Origin of the sequence: Tardiphaga sp. (assembly GCF_028290495.1) — a bacterium.
Taxonomy (GTDB): Bacteria; Pseudomonadota; Alphaproteobacteria; order Rhizobiales; family Xanthobacteraceae; genus Tardiphaga.
Genome location: NZ_JAQGJT010000027.1, coordinates 34,237 through 47,758 on the forward strand (window position 1 = coordinate 34,237; position 13,522 = coordinate 47,758).

The window sequence follows — 13,522 nt, forward strand, 5'->3', positions numbered from 1 at the left end:
CGGCGTGCGTTCCACCGGCATGCCGCTTGTTGAGCGGAGTGGCGGTTATCGGCCGCGCGGGCCAAGGCGTACGACTGCGCCGGGCTTGCCGCGCCTTTGGCGCCGCACGACAACGGCCTGACGTACCGCAATGACGAGCCTCATCGAAACTTCCACTCAGGCGCCGGCGGCTGCCTATGCAGCGCAACTGTCGACCGCGCCGCTGCTTGAGGTGCGCAATCTCTCACTGTCCTTTGCGACGGCACGAGGTGCGCTGCCGATCACCCGGAATGTGAGCTTTTCAATCGCCCCCGGCGAGCGCGTCGGCCTGGTCGGCGAGAGCGGCTGCGGCAAGACCGTCACCGGCCTCTCGCTGCTGCGCTTGCTGCCACCGGAATCCGCTCGGATCGAGGGCGATATCCTGTTTAATGGCATCAACCTCGCCAAGCTGTCGCCGCGCCGAATGCGCGCGGTGCGTGGCCGCGACATAGCGATGATCTTTCAGGAACCGATGAGCGCGCTGGATCCGGTTTTCACCGTCGGCGATCAGATCAGCGAAGCCTACAGCACGCATTTCCCGGTCAGCCGGGCGGAAGGGCGCGAACGCGCGATTGCAGCGCTGCGCGAAGTCGGCATCCCCGCGCCGGAGCGGCGCTGCGACGAATATCCGCACCAGATGTCGGGGGGCATGCTCCAGCGCGTGATGATCGCCATGGCATTGATCTGCAAGCCGAAGCTCCTGGTTGCCGACGAGCCCACCACAGCGCTCGACGTTACCGTGCAGGCCCAGATCACGGATCTGCTGCGCTCGCTGAGCGAACGGACGGGAACGGCGTTGATCTTCATCACCCATGATTTGGGTGTCGTCGCCGAGACCTGCACGCGCATGATCACGATGTATGCGGGCGAGGTCGTCGAGGATGCGCCGGTGGACGACGTGCTGATGCGGCCGCGACATCCCTATACGTCGGGGCTGTTGCGTTCGCTGCCGGGGCTGAGCAAGCGCCGTGGCGTGCTCGCCTCGATTCCCGGCCGTGTGCCGTCGCCTAACGCCATGCCGGCTGGTTGTCGGTTTCGATCACGCTGTCCGCACGCTATTGCCGGCTGCGAGCAGGAGCAGCCATTGCTTGACCTCGCCGATGGCCGCGTGGCGCGCTGCTGGCGCGCTCCTGATATCGAACTCCCGGGAGCGGTGAACTGATGTCGTCGCCCGCGCACGAAAACATGGTTGCCAGCGATACCCCCGGGATACTTGCGGTGCGTGACTTGCGCATCCTGTTTCCGACCCGGGATGGCCGCGACACGGTCAAGGCCATCGACGGAATGGATTTCGAGGTTCGCGCCGGAGAGACGTTCGGTGTTATCGGCGAGTCCGGCTCCGGCAAGACCACGCTCGGGCGCGCGCTGGTGTCGCTGCTGCTGCCGACGCACGGGAAAATCCTGCATGACGGCACCGACCCGGCGACGCTCGGCACCGGTGCGTTCCGCAAACACCGCCGCGACTACCAGATCATCTTTCAGGATCCGAACGCAGCGCTCAATCCGCGCATGACGATCATCGACAGCGTGGTCGAGCCACTCGAAATCATGCGCGACGGTGATCACGCCTCGCGCCGTCGTCGCGGCATCGAGGTGCTGGAACGGGTCGGTCTCGCCCCGGAAGCCGCCGATCGATATCCGCATCAGTTGTCAGGTGGCCAGAAGCAGCGCGTCAATATCGCGCGCGTGCTGACGCTGCGGCCAAAGGTTATTGTTTGCGACGAGGTCGTCGCTGCACTCGACGTTTCCATTCGCGGCGACGTGCTCAACCTGTTCGCCGATCTGCAGCGCGAATTCGGCCTGACCTATGTGTTCATCACCCACGATATCGCTGTGGTCTCGCATATCTCGGACCGTATCGCTGTCACCTATCTCGGCAAGCTGATGGAACTCGGCTCGGCCGAGGATGTCGTGGAGCGGCCGCTGCATCCCTATACGCGGGCTTTGCTGTCCGCTGAGCCAATCCCGCTGCCGTCGAGTATGCGCGTCGATCGTCGCATCATTCTCGAAGGTGAGATTCCGAGCCCCGTTGCGCCGCCTTCGGGTTGTCGTTTCCGCACGCGCTGTCCATCGGTGCAGCCGCGATGTGCGGAGGAAGTGCCGGCCTGGCGTGAGGTGAAGCCGGGACATCGCGTGGCCTGCCACTTTGCAACAGCCGACGGGCCGCCGCCCAACAATCAAAAAGCGCAACGCGCATCATAAAATGGGGAGGAGATTCAACATGCGAACAATCGACCTGGGTAACACGACATTGCGTCGCCGTGACATTCTCGCGCTGATGGGCGGCGCCGCTGCGACCGGCGTGCTCGGATTACCGGCGCTGGCGCAGGACGCCAAGAAGGGCGGTGTATTGAAGGTCGCCGCGCCCGCCAATCCGTCCTCGCTCGATCCGGCAACCGGTGGCGCCGGTTCGGACCACAGCATCTTGTGGACGATGTACGACACGCTGGTGGAATGGGACTACGCGACGCTGAAGCCGAAGCCCGGCATGGCGAAGTGGTCGTTTCCCGATCCGAAGACCATGGTGCTCGACATCACGACCGGCATCAAATTCCACGATGGAACGCCGCTCGACGCGGAGGCGGTGAAGTTCAACATGGATCGCAACCGCACGGACCAGCGCTCCAATATCAAGCCCGACCTGTCCAGTGTTGAGGCGGTCGAGGTGACGGGTCCGCTGCAGGTCACGATGAAGCTGAAGAACCCGGACACGGCGCTGCCGGCGATCCTGTCGGATCGTGCCGGCATGATGGTGTCGCCGACCAACATCAAGGCGCTCGGCAACGACACAGATCGCAAGCCGGTGGGCGCGGGGCCGTGGAAGTTCGTGCGCTGGAACGACAACGAGGTCATTGTGGTGACGCGCCATGAGGACTACTGGCGCAAGGGCCGGCCGTATCTCGACGGCATCGAATTCAACATCATTCCGGAGAACGCCACGGCGCTGCGCTCGGTGGTCGCCGGCCAGAACGACATGGCGTTCCAGTTGCCGGCGCGGCTCAAGCCGGTGATCGAGCGCGCCAAAAGCCTGACCGTGGTGAGTTCGCCGACGCTGTATTGCATCCAGCTTTATATCAACTACGGCCGTTCGCCGCTCGACAACCTCAAGGTCCGGCAGGCGATCAATTTCGCGCTCGACCGCGATGCCTTCGTCAAGGCGACGCTCAGCGGGCTGGGCGAGCCTGCGCGAATGACGCTGCCGAGTTCGCACTGGGCCTTCAACAAGGACGTGGCGGGGATGTATCCGCACAATCCCGACAAGGCGCGCGAGTTGCTCGCCGAGGCCGGCTACAAGGACGGCCTCGAACTGACGATCGGCGGCTACATGGACCAGGATTCCGTGCGTCGCGGCGAGGTGATTCAGGATCAGCTCGGCAAGGCCGGCATTCGCCTCAAGTTTACCCGCGGCACCATCGCCGAGATCAGCGCGCAATTCTTCGCCACCGAGAAGAAATTTGACCTGCTGGTTTCGGCCTGGACCGGTCGTCCGGATCCCAGCATGACCTACGGGCTGAGCTTCGACAAAGGCGCCTACTACAATGCCGGCCGTACCGGCGATCCGGAGCTGTCGAAGCTCATTCAGGAGAGCCGTGTCAGCGAGGATCTTGCCAAGCGCGCCGAGGTGTTTGCCAGGATTCAGCGTTTCACCGTTGAAAACGCGCTGTCGGCGCCGCTCGCGTTCCAGTTCGAACTCGATGCGCTGTCCGCCAAGGTGAAGGGCTTCACGCCGAACCTGCTCGGCAAGCCGAAGTTCGAGAACATCTCTCTCGGGTAACTCAACGGCGCCGCGATTTTCGCGGCGCCTCACTCGGATATAAATCTTCGCATGTTGAATTCCGCACGTTTCCGCATCGTCGGCCGGCGCCTGCTGCAGACGATCCCGGTTGTCGTTTTGTCGACCTTCATCGTATTCGGCCTGCTCAAGCTCGTGCCGGGCGACGTTGCGGTGACGCTTGCCGGCGATAATGCATCGGATCAGCGCATCGCCGAAATCCGCGAGCTGTACGGATTGAACCAGCCGTTCTTTCTGCAATACGGATCCTGGCTCTGGAAGGCGGCTCATGGCGATCTGTCGCATTCGCTGATTTCCAACGAGGCCGTGCTGACGTCGATCCAGCGTTGCCTGCCGCATACGCTGCTAATCGTCGCACTCGCGCTGCTGACCGCACTGGTGATCGGGATTCCGCTCGGTATCGCTGCGGCGGTCAAGCCCGGCTCCTGGATCGATGGAATCGTCATGGCGATCGCGTCGCTTGGCGTCGCGGTGCCGAATTTCTGGCTCGGCATGCTGCTGGTGGCGTTTTTTTCGCTGCAGTTGAACTGGCTTCCGGCTACCGGTGCGGCGTCGCTGATGAATGACCCGTGGGCCGCGCTCAGTCACGCCATTCTGCCGGCGCTGGCGCTTGCGTCCGGCGGCATCGCCGAAGTGGCGCGACAACTGCGCTCGTCGCTGGTCGAAATCCTGTCTTCGCAGCAGGTGCGGACACTCCATGCCAAGGGCCTGCCGCCGTCGTCGATCCTGTGGCGCCACGGCTTGAAAAACGTCAGTGTGAATTTGCTCACCGTCGTCAGCCTGCTGGCGAACCGGATGCTGGCGGCAACCGTGGTGGTTGAAGCCGTGTTCGCGATTCCCGGCATGGGGGGGCTGATCGTCAACGCCGCCATGCACCGGGATTTTCCGGTGGTTCAGGGCGTGGTGTTTGCCATGGTGCTGATCGTGGTCACGCTCAATCTGCTCACCGATATTCTCTACAGCGTCCTCGACCCGAGGATCTCCTCATGACCGACACCGCCATCACCTTCCCGCGCCGGCCCGGGCGTTTGTCTAGCTTCGCCCGCTGGTTCTTCACCGACATCCGCGGCGCGCTGAGCCTGACGGTTCTGGTCGCGCTGCTGGCGCTCTCGCTGCTCGCGCCGTGGATTTCGCCCTATGCGCCTGCGGCGCAGGATCTCGATGCGGCCATGGCACAGATGTCGGCTGCGCATTGGCTCGGCGCAGACGATCTCGGCCGCGATACGCTCAGTCGCCTGATCTATGGCGGCATGGCCTCGCTCTATGCGAGTTTCCTCGCGGTGATCATTGCGGTCCTGATCGGCGTGCCGGTGGGCGTGCTGGCCGGCTATCTTGGTGGCTGGGTCGATGCCGTGATCAGCCGCGTCATCGACAGCTTCCTGTCGTTCCCGGCCATCGTGCTGGCCATCGCCGTCACCGGCGCGCTGGGCATCGGTCTTACCAACGGCATGATTTCCGTCGGCATCGTGTTCGCTCCGCAGCTAGCGCGGCTGGTCCGCGCGCGCACGCTGGTGGTGCGCAACGAACTTTATGTTGATGCCGCGCGCTGCTTCGGCGGATCTACCAAGCGTATCCTGTGGCGTCACGTGCTGCCTAACGCGATCCAGCCGGTGATCGTGCAAGTGACGCTATTGCTTGCAGCCGCGCTGCTTGCGGAAGCCAGCCTCAGTTTTCTTGGTCTTGGAATTCAGCCGCCGGATCCAAGTTGGGGCGCGATGCTGGCACGCGCCTATCAGAACATGGAGATCGCACCGGAGCAGATGTATCCGCCAGGCATCGCCATCTTGCTCACCGCGCTGGCGTTCAACACGCTGGGGGAGTCGCTGCGCGTCGCGCTCGACCCCACCATGAAGCGCAATTGATTGATTTCGCCAAACAAGGAAGACGGTCATGACCGCAAATGCCAAGGAAGCTGAATACCTCGCCACCCTGCATGACCTCTGGGACAAGGCATGGCCCAAAGGCATCTCGCGCAAGCCGCAATATCCGCATGGCGAGATCGCGCTGACCGAATATCTGCGCGCCTGGGCGAAGCGTCGGCCTGATCACCCCGCAGTGATTTTCTACGGCCATGTCACGACCTACGCCGAACTCGATGCGCAGAGCGATCGGTTTGCGGCACTGCTAATGGAGAAGGGCGTCGGCAAGGGCGATCGCGTCGCCGTGTTCCTGCCGAACTGTCCGCAATTTCATATCGTGTTCTTCGGAATCCTCAAGCTTGGCGCGATCCATGTGCCGGTCAGCCCGCTCTCGCGCGCGTTCGAGCTTTCCTACGAACTCAATGACACCGATGCCGAAATCATCGTGGCGCTGGATCAACTGGCGCCGGTGGTCGATCAGGTCAGAGGCGAGACCAAACTCCGCGAGGTGATCGTCACCAGCTTCGCCGACGTCATCCCGGCCGAACCGACCATTCCGGTCCCGGACTCGGTGCGAACGCCGCGCGTTGCTGTCATTGGTGCGACTGATCTACTGCCTGCGCTGGCCGCGATGCCGGCGCCGAAGCCGCTGCCTCCGGCATCGCTCGATGACGTTGCCGCCCTGAATTATACTGGCGGCACCACCGGCATGCCCAAGGGCTGCGTCCATACCCAGGGCGACATGGTCTATACGGCCGCCGCCAATCACGGCATCTCCGTCGCGGCGAATGAAGACAGCGTCTTTCTGTCGTTCTTTCCGGAGTTCTGGATTGCAGGCGAGAATTTCGGCCTGATCTTTCCGATGTTCACCGGCGCCACGCTGGTCCTGCTGGCGCGCTGGGATGCGATCGGGACGCTGTCGGCGATCGATCGCTACAAGGTCAACGTCACCGCGATGCCGGTCGATGGCGCCGTCGAGCTGATGGATCATCCGCGCTTTGGGGAGTTCGACCTGTCATCGCTGAAACAGGTGCGCGTCGTGTCGTTCGTGAAGAAGCTCAATCCAACCTATCGCAAGCGCTGGAAGGATCTGACGGGTACGATCCTCACGGAGGCCTCGTGGGGCATGACGGAGACCCACACCTCGAACACATTCACCGCGGGTTTTCAGGGCGACGATTTCGATCTGATTTCGCAGCCCATCTTCGTCGGCCTGCCGGTGCCGGGCGCTGAATTCAAGATCACGGACTTCGAGACGGGCGAATTGGTGCCGCTCGGCGGCGACGGCGAAATCCGCGTGCGCACGCCGTCGCTGCTGAAGGGCTACTGGAACAAGCCGCAGGCGACCGCGGAGTCGCTGATCGACGGCTGGCTGCGCACCGGCGACATCGGGACGATCGATGCGCAGGGCTTCTTGCACTTCCTCGGCCGTCGCAAGGAGATGCTGAAGGTCAAGGGCATGAGCGTGTTTCCGCCGGAGATCGAGGCGCTGCTCGGGCAGCATCCGAAAGTTCTCGGCTCCGGCGTCGTCGGACGTGAGGACGCAAGCAAAGGGCAGGTGCCCGTCGCATTCATTCAGCTCAAGCCCGAGATGATCGGCACCATTACCCCGGCCGAGCTGCAGGCGTGGTGTGCGGAACGGATGGCCGTCTACAAGGTGCCGGAAGTCCGCTTCATCGAAGCGCTGCCGATGACCGCCACCGGCAAGGTGAAGAAGCAGGAACTCGACGCCAGCGCGCCCCTGTAATCGAAATACGCAATGCCCCCGGGGAGCGGCGGATGCCGCCCCCGGACCGCGCCTGTTGTCACGGAGAACTCAATGCCCTTTCGCAAACTGTTGATCGCCAATCGAGGCGAGATCGCCATTCGCATCGCGCGCGCCGCGGCCGACGGGGGTCTCGCGACTGTTGCGATCTACCCGGCCGATGATGCGCCGTCGCTGCATGTGCGCATTGCCGACGAGGCGAGAGAAATTCCCGGACGCGGTGCGCGTGCCTATCTCGACATCGAGGGCGTCATTGGCGCGGCCAAGGCGACGGGCTGCGATGCCCTGCATCCCGGCTATGGATTTCTCAGTGAGAACGCGGATCTGGCACGCCGCTGCGCGGAGGAGGGCATCACCTTTGTCGGTCCGTCGCCGGCCGCGCTGCAGTTGTTCGGTGACAAGGTCGCCGCCAAGGAGCTCGCCACGCGCTGCGGGGTGCCGATCATCGCGGGTACGACGGGGCCATCATCGCTCGAGGAGGTGAAGGCGTTCTTCGCGTCGCTCGGCGGCAAAGGCGCGGTGATGATCAAGGCCATGGCCGGAGGCGGCGGCCGTGGCATGCGCGCGGTCGACGATGCGGCGGACCTCGACGAGGCCTATGCGCGCTGTCAATCCGAAGCCAAGGCGGCGTTCGGCAGCGACGGCGTCTATGTCGAGCGCCTGATCCGCAATGCGCGCCACATCGAGGTGCAGATCATCGGCGACCGCCATGGCCATATCAGCCACCTCTGGGAGCGCGAGTGCACCGTCCAGCGCCGCCATCAGAAGCTGGTGGAAGTGGCGCCAAGCCCGTCGCTCACCGACAAACTTCGCAACCGCATCCTCGAAGCCGCCAAACTGTTGGCCGCGGAAGCGAAGTACGACAGCCTCGGCACCTTCGAGTTTCTGGTCGATAACGAGGCCGGCGAGGGCGACGGTGCATTCGCCTTCATCGAGGCCAATCCACGGCTCCAGGTCGAGCACACGGTGACCGAGGAGGTGCTATCGGTCGATCTTGTGCGCTCGCAGCTCGCCGTCGCTGGCGGCGCCACGCTGGCGTCGCTCGGCCTCGACCAAGCGTCGGTGCCGAGCCCGCGCGGTTTCGCCATGCAGTTGCGCATCAACATGGAGACGATGGACCCCACGGGGGCGACGCAGCCCACGGGCGGAACACTCTCCGTGTTCGAACCTCCGTCGGGTCCCGGCGTGCGCGTCGATACATTCGGCTATGCCGGCTATAAGACCAGCGCGGCGTTCGATTCCCTGCTGGCCAAGGTCATCGTCCATACGCCCTCGAAATGGCTGGACGTCGTCGCCAAGGGTACGCGCGCGCTGCGCGAATTCCGCATCGAGGGTGTTGCCACCAATACTTCGTTTATCCAGGCGATCCTGGCCCACGCCGATTTCAAGGCCAACCAGATCAGCACCAGCTTCATCGATCGGAACGTTGCGGATCTGGTAGGCGCCGCGCAGGCCGTCGCCGCGCCGCTGTTTGCCGCGATGAGCGCGCCCGCGCATGCCATTTGCTCTGCCGATGCCGCAAAGGCTGCGCCCGAGGGGGCGGTGCCGGTGGCCGCGCCGCTGCAGGGCACGGTGGTATCGATCCCGGTCGCCGTAGGCGACGTGGTGCGGCCCGGACAACAGCTCGCCATCATCGAATCGATGAAGATGGAACATCTGGTCACCGCACAGCAGGGTGGCCGCGTGGTCCTGATCGTGGCGGCCGATGGTGACACGCTGATGCAGGGCAATGCGATTCTCTACATCGAGCCGCAGGATGTCGCGGGCGATCTGGAAGCCGAGGAGGCCGAGGTCGATCTCGATCACATCCGTCCCGACCTCGCCGAGATGATGGCCCGCCAACGCAACACCTACGACAAGAACCGCCCGCAATCCGTCGAGCGCCGCCGCAAGACCAACCAGCGTACCGCGCGCGAAAATATCGCGCAGCTCGTCGATGAGGGTTCCTTCATGGAATATGGCAGCCTGGCGATCGCCGGCCAGCGCCGCCGCCGCGCTGTCGATGACCTGATCAAGAATACGCCGGCCGATGGCCTGGTCTCCGGCACCGCCACGGTCAACGCCGCGAAGTTCGGTGAGCACGACGCGCGCTGCATGGTGATTTCCTATGACTATACGGTTCTGGCCGGAACCCAGGGCCACATGAACCACAAGAAAATCGATCGCATGCTGTCGCTGGTCGAGCAGTGGCGCATGCCACTGGTGTTCTATGCCGAAGGTGGCGGCGGACGTCCCGGCGATACCGACCGGCTCGGCCTGACTGGCCTCGACGGCCCGTCCTTCGTGCAGTTCGCGAAACTGTCGGGGCTCGTTCCGGTAATCGGCGTGGTGTCCGGCTATTGCTTTGCCGGCAATGCCGCCATGCTGGGCTGCTGCGATGTGATCATCGCCACGAAGAATGCATCAATTGGAATGGGCGGGCCGGCCATGATCGAGGGCGGTGGCCTCGGCGTCTATCATCCCGCTGAAGTCGGCCCCGTGTCGTTCCAATCGCCGAACGGCGTCGTCGATATTTTGGTCGAGGATGAGGAAGAGGCAACCGAAGTCGCGAAGAAGTATCTGTCTTACTTCCAGGGCGCTGTCGCCGACTGGCGCGCGCCCGACCAGCGGCTGCTGCGGCGCGCGATCCCGGAAAACCGGCTGCGGGTCTACGATATCCGCGCCGTGATCGATCTGATTGCCGACGAAGGCTCCGTGCTCGAAATCAGGCGCGAGTTCGGTATCGGCATGATCACCGCCTTCATCCGGATTGAAGGCAAGCCGTTCGGTCTGATCGCGAACAACCCCAAACATCTTGGCGGCGCTATTGACGCCAATGCGGGCGACAAGGCGGCGCGCTTCCTGCAGCTATGCGATGCGTTCGACATTCCGATTATGTCGCTATGCGATACGCCGGGCTTCATGGTCGGGCCCGAGGCCGAGAAAACGGCGATCGTGCGTCACGTCGCGCGCATGTTCGTGACCGGCGCGAGCCTGACGGTGCCGCTGTTCGGCATCGTGCTGCGCAAGGGCTACGGCCTCGGCGCGCAATCGATGATCGGCGGCGGCTTTCATGCCTCGTTCTTCACGGCGGCGTGGCCGACAGGCGAGTTCGGCGGCATGGGGCTGGAAGGCTACGTCCGGCTCGGCTTCCGCAAGGAAATGGAGGCGATCGCCGATCCGGTCGAGCGCGAGGCCTATTACAAGAAGAAGGTCGCCGAGCTGTATGCCAACGGCAAGGCCACCTCGATCGCATCGGTATTCGAGATCGACAACGTCATCGATCCCGCTGAGACGCGACGCTGGGTGATGGCCGGCCTGCGATCGGTTCCGAAGCCGCCGCAGCGCGAGGGCCGCAAGCGTCCCTGCATCGATACCTGGTAACCCCACCTGATCCATCTGCATTGACGGAGCGACACCATGACATCAGCCGCTTTCGAGACGACCATCGACGAAACCCGGGACGCGGTCGTCGGCCCGTGGCGGCAGCCGCGTCAGATGCTCAACGCGCAGATCTACGATTCCCACGCGTCGATCCATGACGACGCCACGGCGCAAAAGCTCGGCTTCAAGGGCGGCACCATCGAGGGGCCGACGCATTTCAGCCAGTTCGCGCCGCTCTGCGAGCGGCTGTGGGGCCGCGAGTGGTTCGAGACCGGTTGCATCTCGGCGCATTATCGAAATGCCGTGTTCGAGGGCGAGGAAGTCCAGGCTATCCTGGACAAGCCGGCCGGCGGCGGGCGCCGTTGCGTGATCAGGATGGTGAAGCGAGACGGCACCGAGGTGCTGCGCGGCAGCGTTTCGATCGGGCAGGATCCGCCCCCGTCCGCGCTCGATATCCGGCTGACGGAGTTGAAGCCGCTTACCGATGCCGTGATCTTGCGCGACGTCACTGTCGGCATGACCACCGCGCCGCAGAAAGTCCGGATGGATTTTGATCAGCAGATGGGAAAGCTCTATCCGTTCTCACTGGCCGACAAGTTGAAGGTCATCACCGAGCCGTCGCCGTATTATTCGTCCGAGGGCGGGAGCGCTTCCCCTTGGGGGCGTGCGATCATTCCGGTCGAGATGCTCAGCGTGCTGTTCCAGCACGGAGCCAAGGAAGACCGCCTGCCGGTCAAGGGTCCGGCCGTTGGTCTGTTTGCCGATCAGGAAATCCGCCTGGTGCACGGGCCGCTATTTGTCGGCGAAGAGTATCGCGTCAGCCGCAAGGTCGTCGCGCTGTCCGGCAGCAAGCGAACGGAAAGCCTGTGGGTCCGCACCGATGCGTTCGATAGCTCGGACGCGCTGGCCGCGACCATGCTGCTCAACCTCGCGACCTTGAAAGAGTCATATGCCGCCTACAATCAGGAGTATGCACTGCTTCGGAAACATTGATAGGACGTCAGGCGGGAACCCACGACGGGCGAAAGCTCCGGCTGATGACCCTAATCGATGAGTTCACCCGGTAATGCCTGGCGATCCGGGTAGCTCGTCGCATCAACAGCGTCGGGGTTATCAAGACGATGGCCGCCGTGATGCTCGCCACTTCAAGGGGAACAGATCACTGCGCGCCCGGATAAATTCAATCGCATCTGACAGTCTCTGGAAGTCTTGCGACAGCCACTAGTGCTCGGCTAGAGGAATCCGGCGCACGCAGAAGCGACGAAGTCCGCTTGGTATCGCGGGCATTGTTGTTCCTTGAGCTGCAATGACTTTGCGGCCATGACACGGCGCATATTGTCGGGCCGGCGAAGCCCGTGCCGACGGCGCCGCTAATAGGCGACGTCGCTCGGACGACCGACGCCACGATATAGAAATCCTTCGCGTTGGACTTCCTCCGGCGAATAGACATTTCGCAGATCGACGATGACCGAACACGCCATGATCGACGACAGCTCCTTGAGATCGAGCGCACGAAACTGCGACCACTCGGTCACGATCACGAGCGCATGGGCGCCCGTTGCGCATTCATAGGCGCTGTCGCAGAAAGTAACGTCGGTGAACACCTTCTTTGCCTCTTCCATGCCAACGGGATCAAAGGCGCGGACATCGGCGCCCATGTCCTGCAGAGCGGTGATCAGCGGAATCGAGGGGGCATCGCGCATGTCGTCGGTGTCCGGCTTGAAGGTGACGCCAAGGATAGCGATGGATTTTCCGCGGATGTTGCCGCCGAACGCGCCCGCCACCTTGCGCGCCATCGCGCGCTTGCGCTGGTCGTTGACCGCTACCACGGTCTCGACGATGCGTAGCGGCGACTCGTTGTCCTGCCCGGTCTTGATCAGCGCCAGCGTGTCCTTCGGAAAGCACGATCCGCCATAGCCGGGGCCGGCGTGCAAAAACTTGAGGCCGATGCGGTTGTCGAGGCCGATGCCTCGCGCGACTTCCTGCACGTTGGCGCCGACCTTCTCCGCAAGGTCTGCGATCTCGTTGATGAAGGCGACCTTGGTGGCCAGGAAGGCGTTGGCGGCGTATTTCGTAAGCTCGGCGGTGCGGCGATCTGTGTAAAGGATCGGCGACGCATTCAGATGCAGCGGGCGGTACACCTCCGCCATCACACCGCGCGCCCGAGGGTCATTGGTGCCGATGACGATGCGGTCCGGATGCTTGAAATCGCGGATCGCCGCGCCCTCGCGCAGAAATTCGGGATTAGAGACTACGGCAAACACACTGTCCGGCTTCTCTTCGCGAATGATTCGCTCGACCTCGTCGCCGGTACCGACCGGCACCGTTGATTTTGTCACTACGACTGCGCCTTCCGGCAGGAAAGCCGCGATCTCTCGGGTCGCGGCGTAGACATAGGACAGGTCGGCATGGCCGTCGCCGCGGCGCGACGGCGTGCCGACGGCGATGAATACCACTTCGGCCGTCTCGATCGCCGACTTCATGTCGCTGACAAACTTCAGCCGGCCCTGCTTGATGTTGCTCGCCACCAAAGCGGCGAGGCCGGGCTCGTGAATCGGGATCTCGCCCTGGTTCAGCTTGGTGATCTTGTCGGCGTCACTATCGACGCAAATGATATGGTGCCCGAAATCGGAAAAGCACGCCCCTGAAACAAGCCCGACATAGCCGGCCCCTACCATTGCAATACGCATTGATCATCCTTGTTCGATGTTTTCGGTCGGCTGC

Annotated in this window: 9 protein-coding genes; 8 read left to right on the forward strand and 1 reads right to left on the reverse strand. The window is 63.4% G+C overall.

Features of this window, described 5'->3' with window-relative positions; translation table 11 throughout:
- Positions 1-130: 130 nt before the first annotated feature.
- From JWQ24_RS05315 to JWQ24_RS05350, 8 genes are all read left to right on the forward strand, one after another.
- The gene (locus JWQ24_RS05315) at positions 131-1,180 is read left to right on the forward strand and encodes an ABC transporter ATP-binding protein (RefSeq protein ID WP_299805291.1); all 1,050 of its coding nucleotides are present in this window, start codon (positions 131-133) and stop codon (positions 1,178-1,180) included.
- Entirely contained in the window at positions 1,180-2,220 is a 1,041-nt protein-coding gene (locus tag JWQ24_RS05320) for an oligopeptide/dipeptide ABC transporter ATP-binding protein (RefSeq protein WP_299805294.1), read from the forward strand. Before JWQ24_RS05315 ends, JWQ24_RS05320 begins: the two co-directional genes overlap by 1 nt.
- A gap of 19 nt (positions 2,221-2,239) precedes the next feature.
- Positions 2,240-3,793 carry an ABC transporter substrate-binding protein gene (locus JWQ24_RS05325; protein ID WP_299805296.1) on the forward strand — a complete coding sequence of 518 codons (1,554 nt, stop codon included), beginning with the start codon at positions 2,240-2,242 and terminating at the stop codon, positions 3,791-3,793.
- A 51-nt stretch (positions 3,794-3,844) separates the two neighbouring features.
- Positions 3,845-4,801, forward strand: a complete 957-nt coding sequence (locus tag JWQ24_RS05330) for an ABC transporter permease (RefSeq protein ID WP_299805298.1) — start codon at positions 3,845-3,847, stop codon at positions 4,799-4,801.
- Positions 4,798-5,673 carry an ABC transporter permease gene (locus tag JWQ24_RS05335; protein WP_299805300.1) on the forward strand — a complete coding sequence of 292 codons (876 nt, stop codon included), beginning with the start codon at positions 4,798-4,800 and terminating at the stop codon, positions 5,671-5,673. The genes JWQ24_RS05330 and JWQ24_RS05335 overlap by 4 nt, the downstream gene beginning before the upstream one ends.
- 28 nt (positions 5,674-5,701) lie before the next feature.
- Entirely contained in the window at positions 5,702-7,417 is a 1,716-nt protein-coding gene (locus tag JWQ24_RS05340) for an AMP-binding protein (RefSeq protein WP_299805302.1), read from the forward strand.
- Between the two features lie 72 nt (positions 7,418-7,489).
- Positions 7,490-10,798: a carboxyl transferase domain-containing protein gene (locus tag JWQ24_RS05345; protein WP_299805305.1), complete on the forward strand. Its 3,309-nt coding sequence runs from the start codon at positions 7,490-7,492 to the stop codon at positions 10,796-10,798.
- Positions 10,799-10,834: 36 nt separating this feature from the next.
- Positions 10,835-11,791, forward strand: a complete 957-nt coding sequence (locus JWQ24_RS05350) for a hypothetical protein (protein WP_299805308.1) — start codon at positions 10,835-10,837, stop codon at positions 11,789-11,791.
- A gap of 377 nt (positions 11,792-12,168) precedes the next feature.
- Here the strand turns inward: JWQ24_RS05350 and JWQ24_RS05355 are convergent, their stop codons facing one another.
- Entirely contained in the window at positions 12,169-13,488 is a 1,320-nt protein-coding gene (locus JWQ24_RS05355) for a UDP-glucose/GDP-mannose dehydrogenase family protein (protein WP_299805311.1), read from the reverse strand.
- Between the last annotated feature and the right edge of the window lie 34 nt (positions 13,489-13,522).